Source organism: Micromonospora sp. NPDC049081 (assembly GCF_040648835.1).
Lineage (GTDB): Bacteria > Actinomycetota > Actinomycetes > Mycobacteriales > Micromonosporaceae > Micromonospora > Micromonospora antibiotica.
Genome location: NZ_JBEZEK010000027.1, coordinates 13,759 through 38,279 on the forward strand (window position 1 = coordinate 13,759; position 24,521 = coordinate 38,279).

The following is a 24,521-nucleotide window of genomic DNA, read 5'->3' on the forward strand; positions in this document are numbered from 1 at the left end:
CGGGTGATCGTGCCGCTGGCGTTGGCCGCCGTGCTGCTCGCCGGCACCGTCGGTGCCCACGCGCTGGACCAGCCCGACCCGACCGACCCCGGTTTCCTCTCCCCGGTCGCCACCGACGACGACGGTGGCCGCCGCCTCGCCGACGCGCTGCGCGCCCGGGGCGTCACCGTGGACCGGGAGACCGACCTGCTGCCCGCCCTGCTCGGCCTCGACCGTGGCCCGGCCACCCTCTTCGTGCCGGCGGCGGAACTGCTGCACCCCGACACCCTCGACACGCTGGGTGAGCTGCCGGCCGGCCGGCGACTGGTCCTCGTCGACCCGTCCCGCCGGGTGCTCGAATCCGCCGGCCTGCCGGTGGTGCCGACCGACCGCCGGTGGGCCGCCCGGGCCGTCGGACCCGACACCGACGGTCGGCCCTGTCCACTACCCGAGGCGAGCCGGGCCGGGGTGGCCGCCGCCCTACTCCAGCGGTACGCCGCCGCGCCCGGCACCGCAGCCACCCTCGACCGCTGCTACGGCGACGGCCTGGTCCGGCTGCCCGGCCGGGCCGAGGTGGTGGTGATCGGTGCCAGCGACCCGTTCCGCAACGACCGGATCGCCGAACACGGCAACGAGACGCTCGGCACCGGCCTGCTCGGGGTCCACGGTCGGGTGGTCTGGTTGGACCTGGACGGGCCGGCACCGGCCCCCACGGTCGGCCGTCCCGACGGCACCGGCGAGCCCGCCTGGTCACCTGCCCCCGGCGGGTCCACCGGTTACGGCGACGGCACCGGCGAGCAGGGCCCGGGTGGCCCCGGACCCGCCACCGGCGGAGGCGACGGACGGGGTGACGCCCCCGACTCGGCCGGTCCGCCACCACCTGACGACCACCCGCTGCTGGACGCCTTCCCGCCCTGGTTCTGGGCGCTACTGCTCCAACTCGCCCTGGCCGCCCTGCTGACCGTGCTGTGGCGGGCCCGCCGGCTCGGCCCGCCGGTCACCGAGCCGCTGCCGGTCGAGGTCCGCGCCGCCGAGACCGCCCTCGGCCGGGCCCGGCTCTACCAACGGGCCCGCGCCCGGGGCCCGGCCGCCGAAACCCTACGAGCCGCCACCCGGGAACGGTTGCGCGGCCGGCTCCACCTACCCGCGAGCACCACCCACGCGGAGTTGGCCGCCCGGGTGGCCGGGCAGACCGGCGACACCCCCGAGCAGCTCCGCGAACTGCTGAGCGGCGCGGCACCGGAGACCGACGCCGAACTGCTGGAGCTGGCCCGGTCGCTGGACCGGCTGACCCGTACCGTGGCGGCAGCGCCCGGCCGTCCGACCGAAGGAGACCCCCGGTGACCCGACCCGCCACCACCGCCGAGCCCACGGCCGGCCCGGACGACGCCCGGGCCGCCCTGCACCGGCTGCGCACCGAGGTGGCCAAGGCGGTCGTCGGCCAGGACGCCGTGGTCACCGGCCTGGTCATCGCCCTGCTCTGCCGGGGGCACGTCCTGCTCGAAGGCGTGCCCGGGGTGGCCAAGACGCTGCTGATCCGCACCGTCGCCACCGCCCTCGACCTGGACTCCAAGCGGGTCCAGTTCACCCCCGACCTGATGCCCGGTGACGTCACCGGTTCGCTGATCTTCGACCCGCGTACCGCCGCGTTCACCTTCCGGGAGGGGCCGGTCTTCACCAACCTGCTGCTCGCCGACGAGATCAACCGGACGCCGCCGAAGACCCAGTCGGCGCTGCTGGAGGTGATGGAGGAGCGCCAGGTGTCCGTCGAGGGCGCCCGCCGGCCGCTGCCCGAACCGTTCATCGTGGCCGCCACCCAGAACCCCGTCGAGTACGAGGGCACCTACCCGTTGCCCGAGGCGCAGCTCGACCGGTTCCTGCTCAAGCTGACCGTGCCGCTGCCCAACCGGGACGAGGAGCTGGGGGTGCTGCGCGCCCACCACGCCGGCTTCGACCCCCGTGACCTCGGCGCGGCCGGCGTACGCCCGGTGGCCGGCGTCGCCGACCTGGCCGCCGCCCGGGAGGCCGTGGGCCGGGTGCACGTGGCCGAGCCGGTGCTCGGTTACATCGTGGACCTGTGCCGGGCCACCCGGACCGCCCCGGCGTTGGAGCTGGGCGCGTCGCCCCGGGGCGCCACCGGCCTGCTCAGCACCGCGAAGGCGTGGGCGTGGCTGGCCGGCCGGGACCACGTCACCCCCGACGACGTGAAGGCCACCGCCCGCCCCACGTTGCGGCACCGGCTGCGGTTGCGCCCCGAGGTGGAGTTGGAGGGGGTCGGGGTCGACATGGTGCTGGACACGGTGCTGGCCACCGTGCCGACCCCGCGATGACCTGGCGGGCGGCCGTGCTGCTGCTGGTGGGGGTGCCCACCCTGGCGTTCTGGCCGGACCCGGTGCGCGGGGTGGCCGTGATGACCGGCGCGGTGCTGCTGCTGACCGCCGTGGACTGGGCGCTCGCCGCGCCGCTGCACACGATCACCGTCGACCGTGAGGGTGACCGGGCCGTCCGGCTGGGCCGGTCCGCGACGGTCACCCTGCGCCTGACCAACACCTCCGGCCGTACGCTGCGTGCCCAGGTGCGCGACGGGTGGGTGCCGTCGGCGGGGGCCCGTCCGGACGTACCGCCGGGCCGGGTGTCCCGGGTCGGACCGGGCGGGGTACTGGTGCTGCCCAACCGGCTCACCCCCACCCGGCGCGGCGACCGGCCGGCGGTGACGGTGACGGTGCGCTCGCTCGGGCCGCTCGGGTTGGCGTTGCGGCAGCGGGCGGGCCGACCGGCCACCCCCGGCTGGACGCTGCGGGTGCTGCCCCGGTTCGACTCCCGTCGGCACCTGCCGGAGAAGCTGTCCCGGCTGCGGGTCATCGACGGCACCCAGGTCGCCCGGGGGCGGGGCCAGGGCACCGAGTTCGACACCCTGCGCGAGTACGTGGTCGGCGACGACGTCCGGTCGATCGACTGGCGGGCCAGCGCCCGCCGCGCGGACGTACTGGTCCGCACCTGGCGTCCGGAGCGCGACCGCCGACTGGTGTGTGTGCTGGACACCGGCCGCACCTCGGCGGTACGCGTCAGGGACGAGCCCCGGCTGGACACCGCCATCGACGCCGCGCTGCTGCTGACCGCGTTGGCCTCCCGGGCCGGCGACCGGGTCGACCTGCTCGCCGCCGACGCGCAGATCCGGACCACGGTCACCGGTGGCAGCCAGCCGGCCCTGCTCCACCGGTTGGTGAACGCGCTCGCACCGTTGCACCCGGCGCTGGTGGAAACCGACTTCGACCTGATCGTCGCGGAGATCCTGCGCCGGCACCGGCGGCGCAGCCTGGTGGTGCTCCTCACCGCCCTGGAGGCGGGCGCGCTCGCCGAGGGGCTGCTGCCGGTGCTGCCCCGGCTGGCCGCCCGGCACCGGGTGATCGTGGCGGCCGCGCACGACCCGGTGCTCACCGCGTTGACCACCCTCCCGCCGGTCCGCACCGGGGACGCCTACGCCGCCGCGGCCGGCTGGCGGGCGCTCGCCGAGCGGGACCGGGTCCGCGCCGCCCTCGGCCGGTACGGGGTGACCGTGGTGGACGCCCCGGCGGACCGCCTCGCCCCCGCCCTGGCCGACACCTACCTGCGCCTCAAGGCCCTCGGCCAGCTCTGACCTGGGTCCGGTCCGTTCACGGCACGGGTCGGTGCGGGCGGTGGGTGGGGTGCCAGGCGCGGGCCGGGTCCGTGGAGGGCCACAGTTCGGCCAGCCACGGGTCGGCACGCTCGGCCGGTACGCGCTCGACGGCGACCGCCCGGCGACCGAGCAGCACCACGTACGCCAGGAAGCCCAGCCACACCGTCGCACCGACGCCGACCCGCAGCGACACCGGCACCGGCGACGGGGTGACGAACGCCTCCAACAGTGCGGAGACCGCGAAGAGCCCGACCAGACCCACCGCGACCAGGATCGCCGAGCGGCCCGCCTCGGCCACCGCCCGCCCCCGGCCCAGGTGCTCCGGTGGCGAGATCCACGCCCAGGCGGTCCGCAGCCCCACCCCGGCCGCGACGAAGACCCCGGTCAGCTCCAACAGCCCGTGCGGGGTGATCAGGCCGAAGAACACGTCGGCCCGGCCGTAGGAGACCATCACCCCACCCACCACCCCGACGTTCAGCGCGTTCTGCCACAGCAGGTAGAACACCGGCACGACGAGCACCCCCGAGGCGAGACACTGGGCGGCGATCCAGGCGTTGTGGGTCCACAGGTGGAAGGCGAACGTGGGCGCGGAGAACTCGGTGTAGTAGCCGGCGAAGCCGGAGTCGACCAGGTCGGCGGCGGCGTCGGGGCCGATGAACGCGGCGGCGGTGCCCGGGTTGCCCGCGACGTACCAGATGAGGAAGCCGCTGAGCAGGCTGAACCCGGTGGCCACCGCACACCACCACGGCCAGGCCCGGTAGACCGCGCCGGGGAACCCGACGACCAGGAACCGCCCCAACGCCCCCCAGGACGGCCGTCGGCGACCGGTGATCCGGGCCCGCGCCCGCAGCACCAGTTGGGACAACCGGCTGACCAGGGCCGGATCGGGTGCCCGGCTGCGCAGCGCCGACAGGTGGGTGGCGGTGCGCTGGTAGAGGACGATCATCTCGTCGATCTCGTCGACGTCGAGTCGACGCCGGTCGCAGAACAGCTCCAGCCGCCGCCACTCGTGGCTGTGCTCGGCGACGTACGCGTCGAGATCCACTGGTCCTCCCCCGTCCCGCGCCCATAGTGTTCACTGTCCGGGTGAGAGCGCAACCACCGGTGCCGACCCGCGTCGGCCCGGCGGACACCCCGACCCGCGTCGGCCCGGCGGACACCCCGGCCCGCGTCGGCCCGGCGGACACCCCGGCCGGCGGACGCTGGGCGGACGCCGGGCTGATCAGCGGCGAGGCCGTCGAGCTGGACGTGCGGGCGGCCCGGCTCGGCTCCCGGGTCCTGGCGCTCCTGATCGACGTCGTCGGTCAACTGCTCTGCGCGGCGCTGCTGGCGTTGACGCTGACCCCGGTGGTGCTGATCCTGCTGCCCGACCCGGTGGTGGACCGGGCCTTCACCGGAGCGTTGGAGACGCTCGGCCTGGTGCTGGTGCTGGTCGGCTATCCGGTCGCCTGGGAACGCCTCAACCACGGCCGGACGCCCGGCAAGCTCGCGGTGGGCCTGCGGGTGGTCAGCGCCGACGGCGGCCCGGTGGAGCTGCGCCAGTCGCTGACCCGGGCGCTGGTGGGGGTGGCCGTGGAGTGGCCGGGGCTGGTGCTGCCGCTGCTGAGTTGGGTGGCCGGCGTCACCGTGATGCTGACCGATCCACGCGGGCGACGGCTGGGCGACCTGGTCGCCGGCACCATGGTGGTGCACACCCGCACGACGCAGGGCTGGCGACCGGCCCCACGGATCATTCCGCCGCTGGCCGGCTGGGCCGCCACCCTGGACCTGACCAGGCTCGACGACGCGCTGGCCCTGGCGGTCCGGCAGTACCTGACCCGGGCCGGGCAGATCGTCGAGCCGTACCGGTCGAGGTTGGCCCGGGAATTGTGGTGCGAGGTGGCGGCGGTGACCGCCCCGAAGTCACCGCCCGGCGTACCGGAGCCGTTGCTGCTGGCGGCGGTGCTGGCGGAACGGAACCGGCGCGGCACGCTGCGGCTGCGCCGCAACCGGGCGCTCACCGCCACCCTCTGGCCCGACCTGCACCCGACCACCCCCGCCGCCGTCGAACCGCCGGCCCCCGCCGTCGAACCGCCGGCCCCGGGCCCCGCCCCGGCCCCGGCCGGGGTGCGCCCGGCTGTGCCGGTACTGCGGTCGGCGTCGCCGGAGGATTCCGGGTCGCCGCTCAGCTGAACAGGGCGCGACCCCACCAGTCGGCGGCGTCCCGGACCCCGGCCGGGCAGGCGAACAGGCCGCTGGAGACGTGCCGCAGGTATTCGTTCATCGCGTCGTTGCGGGCCAGCTGGGTCTGGATCGGCACGAACTGCCGGCGCGGGTCCCGCTGGTAGGCCATGAAGAACAGCCCGGCGTCGAGCCGGCCCAGCCCGTCCGAGCCGTCGACGTAGTTGTAGCCCCGGCGCAGCAGCCGGGCACCGTTGTTCAGGGTGGGGTGGGCGAGGCGCACGTGCGAGTCGACGGCGATCACCGGCTGACCGTCGTCGCCCTTCGCGGCGAAGTCCGGCTCGTCGAACTCGTCGCGGCGGCCCAGCGGCGCACCGCTGCCCTTGGTCCGGCCGACGATCTGCTCCTGCTCGGTCAACGAACTGCGGTCCCAGGTCTCGATCTGCATCCGGATCTTGCGGGTGACCAGGTAGGACCCGCCGGTCATCCAGTCCGCGCCGTCCTCCGGCTGGGCCCAGAGCTGCTCACGCAGCAGCCCGGCGTCCTCGGCCTTGAGGTTGGCGGTGCCGTCCTTGAAGCCGAAAAGGTTACGCGGGGTCGCCTGGTCCCGCGACGTCGACGAGGTACGCCCGAAGCCGAGCTGCGACCAGCGGACGCTGACCACACCCATCCCGATCCGGGCCAGGTTACGGATGGCGTGCACCGCCACCTGCGGGTCGTTGGCGCACGCCTGCACGCACAGGTCGCCACCGGAGATCTCCGGGCGCAACGCGTCCCCGGCGAAGTGCGGCAGGTCGGCCAGCGCGGCGGGGCGGCGGCCGGCGAGGCCGAACCGGTCCCGGCCCTGCGCGTCGCGGAACAGGGTCGCGCCGAAGCCGACGGTCAGGGTGAGCTGCGACGGGGGCAGGCCCAGCGCCTCGCCGGTGTCGTCCGGCGGGGCCTCCGGCACGCCACCGACGGCACCGATCACCCCGGCGTCCTTTCCGCCGGCCATCCGGGCGGCGGCGGCCGTCCACTCCTGGAGCATCGCGACCAGCCGGTCCCGGTCCTTGGTGATCACGTCGAAGGCGACGAAGTGCAGCCGGTCCTGGGCCGGGGTGGTGATCCCGGCCTGGTGTTCACCGTGGAACGGCACCGCCCCGGCGGCCCCGTCGTAGGCGGCGGCCCGGTCGCCGTCGCGGGTCAACGCGCCCGCTCCGGCGGCCACCCCCGCCACCCCGGCGACCCCGACCCCGGCCAGGGTGATCGCCCGCCGTCGGGTCAACCGGCGGCGGCCCCGGCCGGTGGTGCTGCTCTGCTCGCTCATCGACTCTCCTGGGAGGGACCGGCCGTACGACGGCCGTGCTGACCCGTCGTCACCGGGCGACGGCGGCGGCGACCTTGCTGACCGGCTCGGCGAGGGCGTTGATGCTGTCCGACAGCTCCTTGAGGTCGGTCTTGCTCAGCTGGGTGTGCAGCTTCCAGCCGTCGCCGTCGCGGTGCTTGCCGAGCGCCGCCTCCACGTTGGCGAACTCCTTGTCGAGCTGGGCGACCAGCTCGGGGGCGCGCTGCTCCAGCGCGGGTCGCAGCGCGGCGACGGCGGCCTTGGAGCCCTCCAGGTTGGCGTTGAAGTCCCAGAGGTCGGTGTGCGAGTACCGCTCCTCCTCGCCGGTGATCTTGCCGCTGGCCACCTCGTCGAGCAGGGCCTTGGCCCCGTTGGCGAGCTGGAGCGGGGTGAGCTTCTCGGCGTTGGCCCGGGCCACGATCTCCTTGACGTCGACCAGTAGCCGGTCGGCGATCGGGCCGTCCTTGCTGATGTCGCCGGTGGTCCAGAGGTCCTTCTCGATCCGGTGGAAGCCGGTGAACTCCATGCCCTCCTCGATGACCTCCTCCCGACCGTCGATCTTGGGGTCGAGGTCGCCGAAGCTCTCCGCGACCGGCTCGATCCGCTCCCAGTAGGTGCGGGCCACCGGGTACAGCGCCTTGGCCTTCGGCACGTCGCCGGCCTTGACCGCGCCGACGAACTCCTCGGTCTTGGTGAGCAGGGCGGCGGTCTGGCTGGTCACGTACCGCTGGTAGCTGGCGGTGGCCTGGGTCAGCGCGGCGTCCGGGGCCACGGTCGCGGCGGTGCCGCTGACCTTCAGCGCGCCCCGGATGCCCCGGCCGCTCATCCCCGGCTTGCAGGCCGTCTCGTACGTGCCGGCGGGCAGTTCCACCCGCAACTCGCGGCTCAGCCCCGGGGCGATGTTCTCCACCTCGCCCATCACCCGGTCACCGGCGGCGTAGACGTAGAACTCGTTGACCTTACTGCCGGAGTTGGTCACGGTGAAGGTCGCCTGACCGGCGTCCAACTCGGTGACGTCGACCTCGCACACGCTGTCGGTGGCCTTGACCTTGACCGTGTTGGCGGCCGCGCCATCCTGCTGCTCGTCCTTGCCGCCGCAGGCGGTGACACCGGTGACGGCAAGCGCGCCGACGGCAGCGAGCGCCAGGAAACGGGTGGTACGCATCGTTTGCTTGTCTCCTCGGGAAGGTTCAGGCTCGCCGCGACACGGCCGGCTGGGTGGTGGGGTTACCGTCGCCGGTGGGGGCGGGGTCGCCGGCCGGTGCGGGCTTCGCGGGGGCCGCCGGCCGCCGCAGGAACAACACCAGCACCGGTACGGCGTAGGCGACCCAGGCGACCATCTCCAGCACGCTCGGCGCGGCGGTGATGTTGAACATGCCGGCGAGCAGTGCGGCGTACCAGGTGTTGGGGTCGAGCACGCCGGTGATGTCGAACGCCAGGTCGTTGAGGCCGGGGAGCACCCCGGCCTCCTGGAAGTCGTGCACGCCGTACTTGAGGATGCCGGCGGCGACCAGGATCAGCAGCGCGCCGGTCCAGGTGAAGAACGTCGACAGGTTGATCCGCAGGGCGCTGCGGTAGAGCAGGACGCCGATCCCGACGGCGGTGACGATGCCGCCGATCAGCGCCAGCAGCGGCCCGGAGCCGGTGCCGCCGGTCGCGCTCTGCGCCGCCGAGTAGAAGATCAGGGCGGTTTCCAGGCCCTCCCGGACCACCGCGAGGAACGCCATCCCGGCCACCGCGAACGAGCCGACGGCCAACGCCTCGCTCAGTCTGCCGCGCAGCTCACCGGCGATCGTCCGGGCGGCCCGACGCATCCAGAAGATCATCCAGGTGACGAAGACGACGGCGGCGACCGAGGTGACCGCCTCGAACAGTTCCCGGTCCTCGGAGCGGGCCAGCAGTGAGGTCGAGGTGTACTCGATGAGCCAACCGAACAGCACCGACAGGGCCACGGCGAGCCCGACGCCGGCCCACACCTGGGGCAGCCGGTCGCGGCGCTGCGACTTGACCAGGAAGGCGACCAGGATGCTGACGACCAGCGTCGCCTCCAGGCCCTCCCGCAGGCCGATCAGGTACGTGGCGAACATCGGTACTCCGTGTCGTGGTCAGGCATGCCTCAGTTTACTTAGGGCAGCCATACCTTCCTCCTGATCCGGGGTCCCGTCAAGTCGTTCATGACAGGGTTCACCCTGGCCGGGATGGTCGGGCGGACCCGCTGGCCGGGGGGTGCCAGCCAACGCCCGACGTGGCAAAATCCGACGTACCCCAGGACAGGACGGCCCGTGCCCGACACGCCCCGCACCCCCACCCTCCGCCCCGCGTACGCCCCGCCACCGGCCAGTTCCGCCCCCGGCGCGCTTCGCCACCGCCGGCCGGGACGGCACCGGTGAAGGGCTTCGGCCCGTGGCTGGGCGTGCTCGCGCTGGTGATCGTCCTCAACGCACTCCGGCTGCGCCCGCTGGCCCTGGTCGTCTCCCTCGCCTGGCTCGCCTGGTGCGTGTGGACCTGGGTCCGTCCGGCCCGCCGCGACAAGATCCGCTCTGCCGGGCGACGGTAGCGGCATCCACCGGCCACGACCCCGCCGGACCGCCCCACCGCCCCACGAGACCCCCGGACGCGTGCAGGGCCGGCCGCTCGGCGGCCGGCCCTGCACGGGTGTGCTCAGTAGCGGTAGTGCTCGGGCTTGAACGGGCCCTCCGGAGAGACGCCGAGGTAGGCGGCCTGCTCCTTCGTCAGCTCGGTCAGCCGGGCACCGAGCGCGCCCAGGTGCAGCCGGGCGACCTTCTCGTCCAGGTGCTTGGGGAGCACGTAGACGCCGATCGGGTACTCGTCGGTCTTGGTGAACAGCTCGATCTGGGCGATCGTCTGGTTGGCGAACGAGTTCGACATCACGAAGCTCGGGTGACCGGTGGCGTTGCCCAGGTTCAGCAGGCGGCCCTCGGAGAGCACGATGATGGCGTGGCCGTCGTCGAAGCGCCACACGTCGACCTGCGGCTTGATGTTCTCCCGGGTGACGTCGGAGCGCTTCATCAGGCCGGCCATGTCGATCTCGTTGTCGAAGTGGCCGATGTTGCCGACGATGGCCTGGTGCTTCATCCGGGCCATGTGCTCGTTGGTGATGACGTCGAAGCAGCCGGTCGCGGTGATGAAGATGTCGGCCTGCTCGACCACGTCCTCCAGGGTGGCGACCTGGTAGCCGTCCATCGCCGCCTGGAGGGCGCAGATCGGGTCGACCTCGGTCACCACGACCCGGGCGCCCTGGCCGCGCAGCGACTCGGCGCAGCCCTTGCCCACGTCGCCGTAGCCGAGCACGACGGCCATCTTGCCGCCGATCAGCACGTCGGTGGCCCGGTTGATGCCGTCGATCAGGGAGTGCCGGCAGCCGTACTTGTTGTCGAACTTGCTCTTGGTCACCGAGTCGTTGACGTTGATGGCCGGGAAGAGCAGGGTGCCGGCCCGGTGCATCTCGTAGAGCCGGTGCACGCCGGTGGTGGTCTCCTCGGTGACGCCCTTGATGCCGGCGGCGATCCGGGTCCAGCGCTGGTTGTCCTCGCCGAGGCTGCGGTGCAGCACCTGGAGGATGACCGCGTACTCCTCGGAGTCGGCGGACTCGACCGGCGGGACGACCCCGGCCTTCTCGAACTCGACGCCCTTGTGGACCAGCAGGGTGGCGTCACCACCGTCGTCGAGGATCATGTTCGGGCCCTGCCCGTCCGGCCAGGCGAGCACCTGCTCGGTGCACCACCAGTACTCCTCCAGGCTCTCGCCCTTCCAGGCGTAGACCGGGACGCCCGCCGGGGCCTCCGGGGTGCCCTCGGGGCCCACCACGATCGCCGCGGCGGCGTGGTCCTGGGTGGAGAAGATGTTGCAGGACGCCCACCGGACCTGCGCGCCGAGGGCGACCAGCGTCTCGATCAGGACGGCGGTCTGGATGGTCATGTGCAGCGAACCGGTGATCCGGGCGCCGGCGAGCGGCTGGGCGTCGGCGAATTCACGGCGGATCGCCATCAGGCCGGGCATCTCGTGCTCGGCGAGGCGGATCTCCTTGCGCCCGAACTCGGCGAGCGACAGATCCGCCACCTTGTAGTCGCCCTCGGCGAGGGTGGCCGGCCGGGCGTCGCTGGATGACGCCGGGAGGGTGCTGGTCATGAAGGCTCCTGTCGAACGATGGCTGCGCGACCATCCACCTTACGCTCGCCTTCTCGCGGCGCACGGTGGGCCGCCTCGGGACAGCACACGGGGCGGTCGGCACCGGACGAAACCTCCGCCCACCTGCCGGCCGCCCCGTGCATCCCCCCGGTTTGGTTTCCCCCGCGCGCCACCGGACCTTCGTCGCGACAACGCTGCGTACACATATAGTTACACTGCGCCACGGCATAGTCAAGCAATTCGGGAAAGTCGGACTTGCGGCGTGCCGCGTTTGCCGCCAACTCTGCTGCGGAAAAGGGGTGAGATCGTTCAGATGCCGCAACTGGCGACGAACGCCGCGCCCGTACCGGAGACGACAAGTGCCGTCGCGGCGGCCGTGCCCACGGCGGCCTGCCCCGGACCGAGCATCACCGCGCCGACCCCGTCGTCCACCGCGACCTTGCCGCTGTGGCAGAACACCACCCGGGGGCCGGGCAACGGCAGCCGGACCTCCGGCCCGGACGCCTCCACCGTCACCCGGTGCAACGCGAAATCGTCCACCGGCACCGGCCACCGGACCACCCCGGACGCCACCGGACGGGCGGCGATCACCGGATCGTCCAGCACCTCGAAGCACAGCACCCGCAGCAACTCGTCGACGTCCACGTGCTTGGGGGTCAGCCCGCCGCGCAACACGTTGTCACTGGCCGCCATGATCTCCACACCGCAACCCCGCAGGTAGGCGTGCAGGTTGCCGGCCGGCATCCAGATCGCCTCCCCCGGCGTCAGCCGGACGTGGTGCAGCAGCAACGCCACCAGCACCCCCGGGTCGGCCGGGTAGCGGTCGGCCAACTCCCGGGCCAGGTCCGCGTCCGGCCCGGTCACGTCCGCCGTGCGCACCGCCCCGATCAGCCGGGCACGGTCCGCGTCCGGCCAGGTCAGCAGCGTCCGTACGGCCTCGCGCAGCCCCGCCGGACCGGCCCGCAACGCGGCCACCACCGGCGACAGCTCCGGTACGCCGAACCCGGCCAACGCCGTCGCCGACACCTCCGGGTCACGGAACCCGCAGAGCGCGTCGAACGGCGTCAACGCGACCAGCAACTCCGGCTTGTGGTAGGGATCGACGTAGTTACGCGGCCGCCCACCCCGACCCGCCCCGGCGACAGTTCCGGCGTGGCCCGCCCCGGCGGCGGTTCCGGCGTGGCCCGCCTCGGCAGCGGTTCCGGGCCGGCCCACACCGGTGCCACTGCCCACCCCTGCCCGCCCGGCTTCCGCCTGCCCGGCCTCCGGCTGTCCTGCTTCCGCCTGCCCGGCCGGTGACCCGGCGCGAGCCTGCCCGGCCGGTGACCCGGCGCGAGGCTGCCCGGCCTCCGGCCGCCCTGCTTCCGCCTGCCCGGCGCAAGCCTGCTCGGCCGCGTACCCGGCGCGGGCCTGCTCGGCGTCCGGGTGGGCCTGGAGACTCAACGGGGCCTCCGCCGCGAGCACCTTCAGCAGGAACGGCAGCCGGGTGCCGAACCGGCCGACCACCTGGTCGCCGAGCCAGTGATCCGGCTCGGCGACCAGCAGATCGGTCAGGCTCATCCGCTCGCCGCCCCGGTCGACCGTGGCCGGGCCACCCGGGTGGGCGCCCAGCCACAACTCCGCCTCCGGGCCGGCGCTGGGCACCGGTCGCCCCTGCAACTCGGCGATCGCCGAGCGGGACCCCCAGGCGTAGTCGCGGATCGACCCGTAGAGCAGCTCCACGCTCAGCCCCCGGCCCGCCCGGCCACCTCACCCGACTCGCTCGGCGACGGCACGACGGCGGTCGGCGCGGCCGTGCCGGTGCCGGCCCGCTCGGCGGCCACGCTGTAGATGTCCGGTTCCAGGTAGATGACCCGGGCGATCGGCACGGCCGTACGGATCCGCGCCTCGACCGCGTTGATCCCCCGGGCGAGTTCCTCGGCGCTCTCCCAGGCCGGCACGCCGATCTTCGCGGCCACCATCAGCTCCTCCGGACCGAGGTAGAGCGTCTTCATGTGGATGATCCGCTCGACCTCGGGGCCGGCGGTGACCGCCCGCTCGATGGTCGCCAGGTCGGCCGGGTCGGCACCCTCACCGAGCAGCAGGCTCTTGGTCTCGATCGCCAGCACGATCGCGATGATCACCAGCAGTACGCCGATCATCGCGGTGCCCGCGGCGTCCCACATGCCGTTGCCGGTGATCAGCGTCAACCCCACACCGAACAGCGCGAGCACCAGACCGACCAGCGCGCCGAAGTCCTCCAGCAGCACCACCGGCAGCTCCGGCGCCTTGGCCCGACGGATGAAGTTCACCCAGGACTGGCTGCCCCGGGTGTGGTTCGACTCCTTGATCGCGGTACGGAAGGAGAAGCCCTCCATCACGATGGCCGCCAGCAGCACCGTCACCGGCACCCACTGCCACGCGGTGATCGGGTGCGGGTCGGCCGCCTTGTGCCACGCCTCGTAGAGCGCGAAGAGGCCACCGAGGCTGAACAGCACGATCGACACGATGAACGCGTAGATGTAGCGCTCCCGGCCGTACCCGAAGGGGTGCTCCGGGGTGGCCGCCCGTTTGGCCCGCTTACCACCCAGCAGCAGCAGCGCCTGGTTGCCCGAGTCCGCCACCGAGTGGATCGACTCGGCCAGCATCGACGACGAGCTGGTCAGCAGGAACGCGATGAACTTGGTGATCGCGATGCCGACGTTAGCCAGCAGGGCGGCGATGATCGCCTTGGTCCCACCGTTCGCGCTCACGCTGTCGCTCCGCTCCGCGACGCGGCGACGTGAGACGCCGCGCTACCCGGTCCGACGGCCCGCTCGCCCACAGCGCGGTCCCTGCATGCGTTCACTGGTTCGACAGCTCCTTCATCTCGGTGACGGCCGGTACGGCCATCGGGTCCAGCCCATGGGCCAGGGCCAGATAGATCGACGCGAAGTCGGGCACCGCGACGAGGGAGGCGAGCCGTTCCAGCGCGGAACCACCCTCGGCGGTGACCACGTCACAACGCACGCCCCGCCGCTCGGCGAGGGTCTGCACCGCGTCGGCGCGGCGCTCCTCGACGGCGAGCGGTTCGTCGGTGTCGTCGTCGGCGTTGAGCCCGCCGTCACGCAGCAGCACCAGCCGCAACCGGGTCGGGTCGGGCTCGGCCTCGTCCGCGTCGGCGAAGATGTCCCGGGTCGACTCCACCAGGCCCCCGAAGACGCCGTCGAGCAGGCCGACCCGGCCCCGGCCGGCCTCACCCAGCGCCCCGGCGACCACCGGGTAACGGGCGTTGGCCGACAGCGTGTCGCCGAACCGGCGGGCCGCCACGGTCGCCAGCGGGGACGACCCCCAGACGATCGGAATCGACCCGGCCAGCCCGAGGGCCAGCGACTTCGCCGGGTTGACGAAGGACTCGGCGGTCGACCGGCACCGGTCGGCGTCGGCGTCCAGCCGGGCCGCCGTCTCGGCCAGATCCGCCTCGTTGACCTTCACCAGGCCGAGCGTACGGGCGGCGAGCAGAACCGGCACGGTGAGCGCCCAGAGGCTGGCGCGGGCCGGGGCCCGGCGGGGCACCGGGATGAACGGGGCACGGGCCCGCTCGGCCACCGACTGCAACTGCGAGTCGGGGGCGCCGACCGCGACCAACCGGGCACCCCGGCGGTGTGCGGCCTCGGCGGCACCCAGCGCCTCCGGGCTGCGACCCGACGCGCTGACCGCGATCACCACGTCGGCCGCGCCGACCCAGCCGGGCACCCCGGCGCTGCGGTGCGGGATGACGGGCACCGGGCAGCGCGGCCCGGCGACCGTGGCGAGCACGTCCCCCGTACGCCCGGCGGTGCCGATGCCCGCGATGACGACCGCCCGGGGGCGGCCCTCGTCCTCCAGCAGCGCCAGGTTGGCCTCGGCGGCCAGCGCGGCGGACTCCCGCACCTGGGCCCCGGCGGAGGCGGTGAAGCGCAACATTCCACCCGGATCGTGGCTGGCGACCGCCTCCGGGTCGTCCAGCATCGATTCGTCGGCCACCCGCCGGCCACTCACGCCGGCCGTCCCCTCCATCACCGCTGCGCCTCCGGCCCACCGCGTGCCTCGTCCAGCAGCAGCACCGGCACGTCGTCGCGCACCTCGAAGATGCGACCGCACTGCGTGCAGGTGAGGGTCCGGGCCTGAGCGTCGTAGTCCAGCGGTGCGTGGTGTGTGTCCGGGCAGGCGAGGATTTCGAGCAACTGCGGGTCCAGGGCCACGGCGCGGCTCCTTCCACGTGTGTGGTCTGTGCCGGTCGACGGTGCCGACCGGCGCGAGGGATCTTATCGGCGAACCCGCTCCAGCACCTCGTCACGCAGCGAGGTCATCCGCTCCTGGGTCGGGCCCTCCACGTTGAGCCGCAGCAGCGGCTCGGTGTTGGACGCGCGCAGGTTGAACCACGCGCCGTCGGGGAACCGCAGGGTGAGCCCGTCCAACTCGTCCGCCTCCGCCTGCGGGTAGGCGGCCCGCACCTCGGCCACCCGGGCGGCCTGGTCGGTCACCGTGGAGTTGATCTCGCCGGAGGCGACGTACCGTTCGTAGACGCTGGCCAGCAGGGACAGCGGCTGGGACTGCTCGCCCAATGCGGCCAGGGTGTGCATGGCCGCGAGCATCCCGGTGTCGGCGAACCAGAAGTCCCGGAAGTAGTAGTGCGCCGAGTGCTCGCCCCCGAAGATCGCGTTGGTGCGTGCCATCTCGGCCTTGATGAAGGAGTGGCCGACCCGGGCCACCACCGGCACCCCCCCGTGTTCCTGGATGATCTCCGGGACCGCGCGGGAGGTGATCAGGTTGTGGATCACCGTGGAGCCGGGGTGTTTGGCCAGCTCGCGGGCGGCGACCAGGGCGGTGATCGCCGAGGGGGAGACCGGTTCGCCCCGCTCGTCGATGACGAAGCAGCGGTCGGCGTCACCGTCGAAGGCCAGGCCCAGGTCGGCGGAGTGGGTCACCACCGCCCGCTGCAGGTCGACAAGGTTCTTCGGGTCGAGCGGGTTGGCCTCGTGGTTGGGGAAGGTGCCGTCCAGCTCGAAGTAGAGCGGGACGATCTCCAACGGCAGGGCCGGCAGCGCCGCGTCGCCGAGCACACTCGGCACCGTGTAGCCACCCATCCCGTTGCCCGCGTCCACCACCACCTTGAGCGGGCGGATGGTCGACAGGTCCACCAACTTGCGCAGGTGGGCCGCGTAGTCGGGGAGCAGGTCACGCCGGTCGACGGGGGCCGTCGGCGCGGCGGTGGGGCGGGTGCCGGAGTCCAGCAGCGCCTGGGCCCGGACCCGGATGTCGGCCAGGCCGCTGTCCTGGCCGATCGGGCGGGCACCGGAGCGGCACATCTTGATGCCGTTGTACTGCGCCGGGTTGTGGCTGGCGGTGAACATCGCCCCGGGCAGGCCCAGCGCGCCCGAGGCGTAGTAGAGCATGTCGGTGGAGGCCAGCCCCAGCTCGATCACGGCCCGCCCCTCGGCCCGGACCCCGGTGGCGAAGGCGGCGGCCAGCCCCGGGCCGGTGGCCCGCATGTCGTGCGCGACCAGCACGGCGTCGCCCGGCTCACCGGAGGAGTTGAGCACCTGGGTGAGGGCGGACCCCAGCGCCTCGGCCGCCCGCTCGTCCCACTGGTCGGGCACCGTCCCACGGACGTCGTACGCCTTCACGATCTGGGACAGGTCAGACACCGGTTTCAGCTCCTCGACAGGGGTCGTCAACGACCCTGAGCGTATCGGAGCGGTGGCGTCCGTCCCGTGCTAGCCGGGGAGCTGGGGCATGATCGTTGTCGACCCACCGCCGGTGGTGGGCGTCGGAGCGGACCGCCCCTGGTCGGGCGGGACGGAGACGGGCCGCGCCGGGGCCGGCGGAACAGCGGCCGACGGGGCCGGCGGGGCGGCAGCCGACGGGGCTGCGGTGGAGCCGTCCGGAGCCGGCGGCACGGGGACACCCGGAGCCGGAGCAGGCGGGGCTGAGGCGGGCGCAGCCGGAACAGCCGAAGCCGAGACCGACGGAGCCGGAACAGGCGGGGCCGAGACGGGCGGGGCCGGGACGGCCTGGGCAGGCGGAGCGGCGGCCGGCGGGACGGGGACGGCCCGGGCCGACACCGGTGGGGCAGCCGAGGGTGGGGCGGAAGCGGGGTGGTCCGGGGCGGAGGCCGGGCGGGCACCGTACACCCCGCCGGCCGGGCGCGGGGCGGGGGCGGGGGCGGGTGTCACCGCCGGGTAGGTGCCGGGTGCCCCGTACAGGCTGCCGGGGCGGGCCGGCGCGGACGGCTGGGGCTGGGGCTGCGGCTGCCCGTACACCTGGCCACCGGCGGGCGGCTGCTGGCCCCCGTACACCTGGCCGGCGGGTGGCGGGGGCGGACCCGGCACCGCGACCCCGGAGCGGTAGGTGGTCGGACCCGGGTTGCGGGGCTGCGGGACGGCCGGGAAGTCAGCCGGGGCGGCGGCCGGGGCGTGGTCGGCATCAGCCGCCCTGGCGCGGGCCCGATCGGCCCGGGACCGGAAGATCAACAGGGCGATGAGCCCGGCACCCAGGACCACCAGGGCGATACCGGCGTACATGATCATGGATCCTCCGGAGGTCTCTGCGGCGGCGGCCCGGCCGGCGGGCGAGGCGGCGAGCACGGCCTGGGTGGCCACCGGCTCCGTCGCGGGCACGGGGGTGGACGCGACGGGGGTGGGCGTGGGCTTCCTGGTCGGGGTGGGACTCGGGGTCGGGGTGCCGGCAGCCCTCCCGCCGACCCTGGACGTGTCGGTGCCCCGGCCGATCAGCCGGCCGACCGCCGTGGTCGCCTCACCGACCACGGCCAACCGACCCGCCGGTGCCCCGGCCAGGAACGCCACCCGGTAGCGGACGGTGCTGCTCTTCCCCCTGCACAACGGTGGAGCCGCCGACGAGGTACGGGAGACCCGTACCACGCCACCGTCTCCGGAAACGGGCACGCTGGACCAGCGGCCGCCGGTCTGCACCTCTACCCGCACCTGGTCCGCGCCAACCCCGATGAGGCTCAGCCCCAGCGCGGTACGCAGCGACACGCATCCGGCGCTACGTTTACGCACCTCGATCGAGACCGCGCCCGGGGAACCACCGGCGGAGAAGGCACCCGAGGCCCGGACCCGCACCCGGTCCGAGTCCGCATACGCGGGGAGCGCGCCGACCGCCACCAGGCCACCGAGCAGCGCACCGACGGCCACCACCCGCGTCGCCTGCCGACACACGGACATCTCCCCTCCCCTCCCGCCCCGGCGGGGCCGCGGGTCAGGTTACAACCCGGTCAGCGACCCACCCGGTGACAGAGCGTCCCGCATGTGGGCCGTATTACTCGTTCCCCGGGCGGGCGGCACCGGACCCTTCGGCGGCAGAGCTCAGGATGGGCGGTTCGGTGCCGGCCGCCCACCCCGCCGACGCACGGCTGCCGTTCGGCGACCCGCCACCCGTGCCGGCCGACGCCGTGGCCGCCGGCTCGACACCGGCCGGCTCCCTGCCCACGAACTCCTCGCCGACCAGCCCCGTCGCGGCAGCGAGGGTGTCACGGCAGAGCCGGTCGGCGGTCCGGGTGGTCTCCGGCAGCCGGTACCGGGGAGTCAACGCGAGCACCTGGTCGACCGCGTTGTCCAGGCTCATCCGGTGCCCGACGCTGACGAACACCGGCTTCACCCCGTCCCGGGTACGCAGCACCCGGCCGACGACCGCACCGGCATCGACCAGCGGGGCGGCGTCCCCCCGGCGCGGACCCGGCCCGGTCCACCCGCCCACCAGCGGGGTCTTACCCACCCCGATCGCCGGCAGCCCGGTCACCACGCCCAGATGACAGGCCAACCCGAAGCGACGCGGGTGGGCCAACCCGTGCCCGTCACAGACCAGCAGCTCCGGGCGGGTCGTCAGCCCGTCCAGGGCGGCCAGCAACGCCGGCAGCTCCCGGAAGGCGAACAGCCCCGGCACGTACCCGAAGGCGGGCCGGCCGACGTGGACCGCCCGGTCCACCACCTCCAGGGTCGTGGCGTCGAGCACGGTCACGGCTGCGGCGAGCAGGTCACCACTCTCGGCGTACGCCACGTCCAGGCCGGCCACCGTCGCAGGCCGGCGCGGACCCGGCCCGACCAGGTCCGCGTGGGGCCGCAACCGGTCCTGTACGGCCACCGCCTCGGCGACCGTCAGCTCGGTGCCGCGGTGCTGCTCGGGCCGCCGAGCCGACTCAGCCCGGCTCACCGTCGCGCCCGCCCTCTTCCTTCTTGTTGCCGAAGGCCCCGAAGGCGATCGCGAACATGGTGCCGATGGAGATCCCGAACACCACACCGACGGCGTCCTCGAACATGCTCCACCCGATGACGATGCCGATGAGCAGGCCCGACACCCAGGCGGTGAGCTGGCGCTTGTTGGCGGAGGGGTACATCACCTCATCTTATTCAGGCGATCCAGAGCACCCTTTCACGGCAGATATGCACGGATGATCATCAGCTCTCTGCAAGATCTCCTGTCGCCAGGCGCGGGTCGGCACCCGCCGCACCAGCACGCTCGAGTTGCTCCTCGAACATGACAAACGTCCTCCGACGGATGCCCTGCACCAGGGCGATCTCTCGCGGGGTGGGATACCGACCCTCGCGTGCTTGCATGTCGGTGATCGCGTCGACCGTCTCGTAGAGCGCGTAAACCGGTCCCGAGCCCTTCAGATGGCGGGCGCGCTCCTGCTCAGTCAGTTGGATGAACTCGTCACGCGACAGCACGTCGATGTTGTCATCGGCACCGAAGAGGATCTTGTCAATGAGGCCGTTCGCCGGCGACCAACTCCCGCTGTCAGCGGCCAGCCGCCATGCAGCTACGCCTCCCTCCGGACTCTCCACGAGTTTGACCGGAGAGTCGTAGTAGCTGACGAACACCGGGAGCTTGAGGCCAGGCGACTGTTCCACTGATTCAATCTTCCCTTCCAGCATCTGTCGCCGCCCGGAACGCCTCCTGCGCGCGCTGAAGTAGTCCGTGGCGGATCACTCTCTCCCTCAGAGTCAGCGGGCGTCCGTCAGCCTCCGCCATCGCCTCGATATCACGTCTGACCTCGTAGAGTGCATGTTCCCACTCGGCCACACCATCTACTGCAGCCAAGTGGAAGCGCAACTCAGCAATGTGGCCGTTGGACATCCGCAAGCTCAACAAGATGTCTCGGTAGCCGCTGAGCTGAGGCCGCATGAAACGGTCCTTGATGTTGAGCACCACGATGCTGGGCCTACCGGCCAGATCTTCCAAGGCTTGGTAGACATCATCGAGATGCCGAAACTCGATCTTCGCAGCTGCGAGGTCCTTCAGCTTCGAGGCGTCGTTCTCGTACTCGACAAGTTTGTCCAGGACCCGCTGGTTGCCCTTCGGCGCCTTCCGCCAGCCAGCTCGGCCACGACCTTCCGCCAGATCAGAGGCCAGCAGGTTGAGTTCCTGCTGGGCCTCTTCAGCATCTGCGTACAGACGGGCGAGGAAGCCGGTGCGATACTCCTCATCATCCCGCCGCGACAGCTCAAATCCCGGCTGGTAGGCGGGCTGCCGAAAGGCTGACATCCGACGAGACAACGCGATCTGAGCCCCGGTCAACCTGGTGGGGGCCGGTCTTGGTCCGTCCGAGGGCAGCGAATCGACGCCTCGATCAGCGACATCCCCGACCACCGCCGTCAGTACCGCCAGAGCCTGCGGACGAGCGGCGAGGTGGTGCAGCGTCAGGGGTCTTGCCGTCAGCGAATCGGCCAGTTCGGGCGTCGCCAGGATCATGCGGGCGAGGTCCGGGCGATGCGTCAACTGCCGCAAGAGAGTTTCGGCGAGGGCATGTTGCTCGCCAGGCGGGTCACGCCAGGTCTCGTCGAGCATCCGTACGACCCTCGGGTCGCGCAGCAGCCGCGCCACATCCGCCGCTCCGGGGGCGTCCAACTGCGGGACGAGGCGTCGGAGCACCGAGGCGTCGGCGTGTGCGGAGATCTCCGCAGGAGTCAGGCCGGCGCGGAGAACGCCGTCGAGATCCATGCCACCCGCCAGCAGCTCCCGCACCCGGGAGGCGGTGCCCTGCGGCGGAGACTGATCCGACGCGTGCTGCGGTGCCTCGCCAGGTGGCGTGCCCGGTTCCGGCTGCCGATCGGGGTCCCGGCTCGCCGGTCCCGCCCGCTCCGCGGATCCGGGCCCGTCGAGCAGGTGCAGGCGGTTGAGGTACGGGTCGCCGTACCCCTGCTCGTCGTCGGGTGCCGGCGGGTGCTCGGGCAGGTCGGGCAGGGCGCTGAACCGCCCCCGCGCCAACCCGGCCAACGGCATCGGGTGGCCGTCTCCGCCGAGGATCAGCGCGTCGATACCGACGACGTTGTCGGGGTGCCGCCGGCCGGCGTGGGCGTAGAGGGGGCGCTCGTGGACCGTTCCCGCCTGCGGGTCGAGATAGAGCACCGTCCCGTTCTGGTTGAGCGCCACCCAGGCGTGCGAGCCGCCGTTCTCCCACTCGGTGATCAGGAAGGCGTAGCTGCCGTGACCTCCCAGGACCAGTTGGTCGTGCAGGTTGCGGTAGCCCCGTTCGACGGACTGGCGCAGGTCTGCCGGCCCCGGCGGGACACCGTCGGCTACGGCGAACAGTTTCTGGAACCGTCCGCCGGTGACCTCCTCGACCCGGCCGGGTCCGCCGGCCTCACCGTTGACCGGACGCCGGATGTCGCCTTGCAGGTAGCCGTCGAAGGTACGGGGCGCGGCCACCCTGGGTCGACCGTGCACCCACGTCTCGAACAGGGACAGGGTGCAGTCCAGGCAGTTGATGCCCCGGGTCGGGTCGGCCTGCGGGCCACCGTCGTTGGCCAGCGCGAACCACCCGCCCTGCCGGGGATCGGGGGTACGCACCACACTGCCGTCCGGCTGCCGGGGCATCTGCCGTTCGAGGTCGGTCTGGTGCAGGGCCAGCGGTGGCCGCAACCCACCGAACTGCCCGTACCGGCGGGAACGGTCGATGGGCGGCGGATCGTCGTCGCCGGTGAGCGCCGACCTGTCGCCCGTCTCGACCCCACCGGCGGCCAACTCGGCCACGTCGTCGTTGATGCGGGAGAAGTCAGCAGGATCTCCGATGACGACATCCGTGGGAAAGACCCGGCCGTCGATGATCTCCGAGGCCAGATCCAACTCTCGATAGCTGTCCGCCTGCTCGGTACTCGCGATCTGCTGATACCAGTTGGCCAGTTCGAGACGGCCTTCGCGCTGTAGGTGGTTCGCCCGGCGAGCAGCACGCTGTGCCCTCGCTTCGTGCTCGCGGGCAACCTCTCGCCGGAAGCCGGCGTCATCCCTACGTCGCCGATCCTCGAACCAGTGTCGCTGTGCCTCGAAGTAACCCTGATAGCGGCGACGGTCGAGCGCCTCCCGTTCGGCTGCCCATTTCGCGGCGTACCACCGGGGAGTTCTCGGGCGCGGTGGCTCGTCGTCCGGATCTGGTGTCGGAGGGGTCGGGTCGGGGGCCGGCGGGTCCACGGGCCCGGGGGCCAGCGCCTCCAGGAGCGGGAAACGTCTGTCGCCCTGCCGCCGGCCATCGCGGTCGGCTACGCCGGGCGGCCTCTCCCGGGCAGCCTGCGCAGTGTCCGGTGTGCTGCCGTGGATCGGGAGCCCCGGCGTCGGTGCCGGCCCCACCGACCCACCGGGTGCCGGCCCCGGCGGAACGCCGGCCGTGGAAGCGCCCGACGTCGTGCGTCCAGGAGAGGGGTCTGCGGTAGGTGACGCCGTAGCGGTTGCCGTCGGTGCTCCGCCCGCTGTCGTCACGCTCGCGGGTGGGTTGCCCTGCCCGGAGTCGGGCCCGGGTGGTGCGGTGACCGCCGCGTTCGTCGGCACCACCTCAGCGGCTCGACCTGCCGTCAGCGGAGAGGTCACCTGATCGGCGGCGACCGAGGACAGGGTGGGGCTGGACGGCGTCGACTCGGCCACGATCGACGCCGGAGCCGCGCCCGTGACGTGGTCGACCCCGGGTGCCGGTGGGGCCGGGGGCGTCACCGCGTCCGCTCCCGCCGGCCCGTCCACCGGCCCGACGGCAGCGGCGGCCCGGCCGGGATCGGGCGGCACCTGCGGATCGCGGGGCGACGGCGTCTCGGCGGCAGTGCCTGAGCCGTCACCGGCCACGACGGTGGGGCCGAAGGACGTCGCCGGTCCCGGCACGGAAGCGTCAGCGGCCGACCGCCCAGGAGCATCGCCGGCCGGGGACGCCTGCTCAGCGCCGGCCGGCACCGGCGACGGTGGGACGGGGAAGGCCGCCGACACCTGGGTGGCGTCGGCCAACGAGTGCAGCCGGCCGTCGAGGCGGGCGTGCAGTGCGGCGTCCGCCTGCGCGGTCGCCGAACTGCCGACCCCGGAGACGGCCGCCCGGGCCGCGTCCTCCGGCGACAACGCTCCCTGGCCGGTGGCCAGCCCCGCCGCGCCCTCCGCGAGCACCTCACCGGTCATCTCCCGGCCCAGGTGCTCACCGACCCGGGCACCCCGCCCGGTGGCGTGCCGCCCCAGCCCGGCCAGTGGTGCGACCGCACCACCGGCCAGCCCACCGAGCGCCGACGCACCGAGATCGGCGAGGTCGAGGCCGTGCCGGCGACCGGTGGAGTTCTGGTACGCCTGCGTCGCGAGGTTGACGCCGCCCTCCTGTCCCGCCTCGAACAGGCCCCCTTTGACCGCCCGTTTGCCGAGCCCACGCATCCCGTCCCGGGCCACTTCTTTGGCGGCCCGTTCGCCCGCCTCCTTGAGGCCCTGTCGGAGCGCCTTCTTGGCCAGTTGCGCCATCAGCCGGCGGAAAATCTGCTGGATGACCAGCCGACTGGCGGTGACCGCCGCGCCGGCCGCCGGTGAGGCGGCCCCGGCGGTGAGTGCGGCGGCGACGGCGAGCGCGAGCAGCTCCACGACCAGGATGCCGAGTTCGATCCACACCTCGAGCTTGGCGGCCTCGATGTCGCAGCCGCACTCCTCGACCAGGCGGCCCAGGTCGGTACTGACCGCGAGCAGCACCGTCAACGGGGCATCGTCGCCGTCGGCGAGCCGTCGCCAGGCAGCCTCGAACGCCTCCGGGACCGCGCCGGCTGCGCCGTATCCGCCGCGCACCTCGGTGGCGGCGGCGATCGCGTCGGCACGGGGGCCGGCCAGCGCGCCCGCCACGGCGTACCACTGGTCGGCGAGATCCCAGACGGCGCGTTCGTTTCCCTCCGGCCACTCCACGCCGACCACCCAGTCGAGCGCCTCGTAGGCCCAGCCCGGCAGGTCCCAGGGGCTGTAGTCGAGGGGGTGCGGGATCGGGCTCGGCAGCACGGTCACGGCTTCCCCCGC

At 73.3% G+C, this 24,521-nt stretch carries 19 protein-coding genes and 1 pseudogene; 5 read left to right on the forward strand and 15 right to left on the reverse strand.

Annotated elements, in window-relative coordinates; genetic code table 11:
- Positions 1 to 3: 3 nt before the first annotated feature.
- Genes AB0B63_RS27555 through AB0B63_RS27565 form a run of 3 tightly spaced genes read left to right on the forward strand, consistent with a single transcriptional unit; the run spans position 4 to position 3,616 of the window.
- Positions 4 to 1,323 carry a DUF4350 domain-containing protein gene (locus AB0B63_RS27555; protein WP_357023867.1) on the forward strand — a complete coding sequence of 440 codons (1,320 nt, stop codon included), beginning with the start codon at positions 4 to 6 and terminating at the stop codon, positions 1,321 to 1,323.
- A complete protein-coding gene (locus AB0B63_RS27560; RefSeq protein ID WP_208570332.1) occupies positions 1,320 to 2,309 on the forward strand; it encodes a MoxR family ATPase in 990 nt (329 codons plus the stop codon). The genes AB0B63_RS27555 and AB0B63_RS27560 overlap by 4 nt, the downstream gene beginning before the upstream one ends.
- Positions 2,306 to 3,616 (forward strand): DUF58 domain-containing protein, encoded by a 1,311-nt coding sequence (locus AB0B63_RS27565; protein ID WP_357023870.1) that lies wholly within the window; start codon positions 2,306 to 2,308, stop codon positions 3,614 to 3,616. The genes AB0B63_RS27560 and AB0B63_RS27565 overlap by 4 nt, the downstream gene beginning before the upstream one ends.
- A gap of 16 nt (positions 3,617 to 3,632) precedes the next feature.
- Here the strand turns inward: AB0B63_RS27565 and AB0B63_RS27570 are convergent, their stop codons facing one another.
- Positions 3,633 to 4,682, reverse strand: a complete 1,050-nt coding sequence (locus AB0B63_RS27570; RefSeq protein ID WP_357023873.1) for a stage II sporulation protein M — start codon at positions 4,680 to 4,682, stop codon at positions 3,633 to 3,635.
- 41 nt (positions 4,683 to 4,723) lie between these two features.
- On the opposite strand from AB0B63_RS27570, the gene AB0B63_RS27575 reads away from it, so the two are divergent.
- Positions 4,724 to 5,809: an RDD family protein gene (locus AB0B63_RS27575; protein ID WP_357023876.1), complete on the forward strand. Its 1,086-nt coding sequence runs from the start codon at positions 4,724 to 4,726 to the stop codon at positions 5,807 to 5,809.
- Here the strand turns inward: AB0B63_RS27575 and efeB are convergent.
- Genes efeB through efeU form a run of 3 tightly spaced genes read right to left on the reverse strand, consistent with a single transcriptional unit; the run spans position 5,802 to position 9,208 of the window.
- Positions 5,802 to 7,103: an iron uptake transporter deferrochelatase/peroxidase subunit gene (gene efeB, locus AB0B63_RS27580; protein WP_357023879.1), complete on the reverse strand. Its 1,302-nt coding sequence runs from the start codon at positions 7,101 to 7,103 to the stop codon at positions 5,802 to 5,804. The genes AB0B63_RS27575 and efeB overlap by 8 nt on opposite strands.
- 49 nt (positions 7,104 to 7,152) lie before the next feature.
- Positions 7,153 to 8,286: an iron uptake system protein EfeO gene (efeO, locus tag AB0B63_RS27585; RefSeq protein WP_208570328.1), complete on the reverse strand. Its 1,134-nt coding sequence runs from the start codon at positions 8,284 to 8,286 to the stop codon at positions 7,153 to 7,155.
- Positions 8,287 to 8,311: 25 nt separating this feature from the next.
- On the reverse strand, positions 8,312 to 9,208 hold the full coding sequence (efeU, locus tag AB0B63_RS27590; protein WP_244253421.1) for an iron uptake transporter permease EfeU: 897 nt from the start codon (positions 9,206 to 9,208) through the stop codon (positions 8,312 to 8,314).
- A 299-nt stretch (positions 9,209 to 9,507) separates the two neighbouring features.
- On the opposite strand from efeU, the gene AB0B63_RS27595 reads away from it, so the two are divergent.
- Positions 9,508 to 9,678 (forward strand): hypothetical protein, encoded by a 171-nt coding sequence (locus AB0B63_RS27595; protein ID WP_208570327.1) that lies wholly within the window; start codon positions 9,508 to 9,510, stop codon positions 9,676 to 9,678.
- 104 nt (positions 9,679 to 9,782) lie between these two features.
- Here the strand turns inward: AB0B63_RS27595 and ahcY are convergent, their stop codons facing one another.
- From ahcY to AB0B63_RS27650, 11 genes and pseudogenes are all read right to left on the reverse strand, one after another.
- Complete coding sequence (gene ahcY, locus AB0B63_RS27600; protein WP_208570326.1) at positions 9,783 to 11,270, reverse strand: adenosylhomocysteinase; 1,488 nt, start codon at positions 11,268 to 11,270, stop codon at positions 9,783 to 9,785.
- Between the two features lie 309 nt (positions 11,271 to 11,579).
- Positions 11,580 to 12,992, reverse strand: a complete 1,413-nt coding sequence (gene manA, locus AB0B63_RS27605; protein WP_357023884.1) for a mannose-6-phosphate isomerase, class I — start codon at positions 12,990 to 12,992, stop codon at positions 11,580 to 11,582.
- A 2-nt stretch (positions 12,993 to 12,994) separates the two neighbouring features.
- Complete coding sequence (locus AB0B63_RS27610) at positions 12,995 to 14,002, reverse strand: cation diffusion facilitator family transporter (RefSeq protein ID WP_219467397.1); 1,008 nt, start codon at positions 14,000 to 14,002, stop codon at positions 12,995 to 12,997.
- Between the two features lie 91 nt (positions 14,003 to 14,093).
- Positions 14,094 to 15,290, reverse strand: a complete 1,197-nt coding sequence (locus AB0B63_RS27615) for an SIS domain-containing protein (protein ID WP_208570323.1) — start codon at positions 15,288 to 15,290, stop codon at positions 14,094 to 14,096.
- Positions 15,287 to 15,472 carry a Trm112 family protein gene (locus AB0B63_RS27620; protein ID WP_357023889.1) on the reverse strand — a complete coding sequence of 62 codons (186 nt, stop codon included), beginning with the start codon at positions 15,470 to 15,472 and terminating at the stop codon, positions 15,287 to 15,289. Before AB0B63_RS27620 ends, AB0B63_RS27615 begins: the two co-directional genes overlap by 4 nt.
- A 63-nt stretch (positions 15,473 to 15,535) precedes the next feature.
- The gene (locus AB0B63_RS27625) at positions 15,536 to 16,918 is read right to left on the reverse strand and encodes a phosphomannomutase/phosphoglucomutase (protein ID WP_208570322.1); all 1,383 of its coding nucleotides are present in this window, start codon (positions 16,916 to 16,918) and stop codon (positions 15,536 to 15,538) included.
- A 69-nt stretch (positions 16,919 to 16,987) separates the two neighbouring features.
- Positions 16,988 to 18,457 (reverse strand): hypothetical protein, encoded by a 1,470-nt coding sequence (locus tag AB0B63_RS27630; protein ID WP_357023893.1) that lies wholly within the window; start codon positions 18,455 to 18,457, stop codon positions 16,988 to 16,990.
- Between the two features lie 298 nt (positions 18,458 to 18,755).
- A pseudogene (locus tag AB0B63_RS27635) lies at positions 18,756 to 19,391 on the reverse strand (endonuclease V); the annotation flags it as partial.
- A 37-nt stretch (positions 19,392 to 19,428) separates the two neighbouring features.
- Positions 19,429 to 19,626: a hypothetical protein gene (locus tag AB0B63_RS27640; RefSeq protein WP_357023896.1), complete on the reverse strand. Its 198-nt coding sequence runs from the start codon at positions 19,624 to 19,626 to the stop codon at positions 19,429 to 19,431.
- Positions 19,627 to 19,687: 61 nt separating this feature from the next.
- Positions 19,688 to 20,164, reverse strand: coding sequence for a hypothetical protein (locus AB0B63_RS27645; protein ID WP_357023899.1), 477 nt, complete (start codon positions 20,162 to 20,164; stop codon positions 19,688 to 19,690).
- A complete protein-coding gene (locus AB0B63_RS27650) occupies positions 20,145 to 24,509 on the reverse strand; it encodes a toxin glutamine deamidase domain-containing protein (protein ID WP_357023902.1) in 4,365 nt (1,454 codons plus the stop codon). Before AB0B63_RS27650 ends, AB0B63_RS27645 begins: the two co-directional genes overlap by 20 nt.
- Between the last annotated feature and the right edge of the window lie 12 nt (positions 24,510 to 24,521).

Bases quoted from the DNA above. Each gene is read 5' to 3' on its own strand.
- AB0B63_RS27640 (WP_357023896.1), bottom strand. From the start codon at position 19,626: ATGTACCCCTCCGCCAACAAGCGCCAGCTCACCGCCTGGGTGTCGGGC.
- efeU (WP_244253421.1), bottom strand. From the start codon at position 9,208: ATGTTCGCCACGTACCTGATCGGCCTGCGGGAGGGCCTGGAGGCGACG.
- AB0B63_RS27565 (WP_357023870.1), top strand. From the start codon at position 2,306: ATGACCTGGCGGGCGGCCGTGCTGCTGCTGGTGGGGGTGCCCACCCTG.
- ahcY (WP_208570326.1), bottom strand. From the start codon at position 11,270: ATGACCAGCACCCTCCCGGCGTCATCCAGCGACGCCCGGCCGGCCACC.
- AB0B63_RS27645 (WP_357023899.1), bottom strand. From the start codon at position 20,164: ATGCTGGAAGGGAAGATTGAATCAGTGGAACAGTCGCCTGGCCTCAAG.
- efeB (WP_357023879.1), bottom strand. From the start codon at position 7,103: ATGAGCGAGCAGAGCAGCACCACCGGCCGGGGCCGCCGCCGGTTGACC.
- efeO (WP_208570328.1), bottom strand. From the start codon at position 8,286: ATGCGTACCACCCGTTTCCTGGCGCTCGCTGCCGTCGGCGCGCTTGCC.
- AB0B63_RS27630 (WP_357023893.1), bottom strand. From the start codon at position 18,457: ATGTCCGTGTGTCGGCAGGCGACGCGGGTGGTGGCCGTCGGTGCGCTG.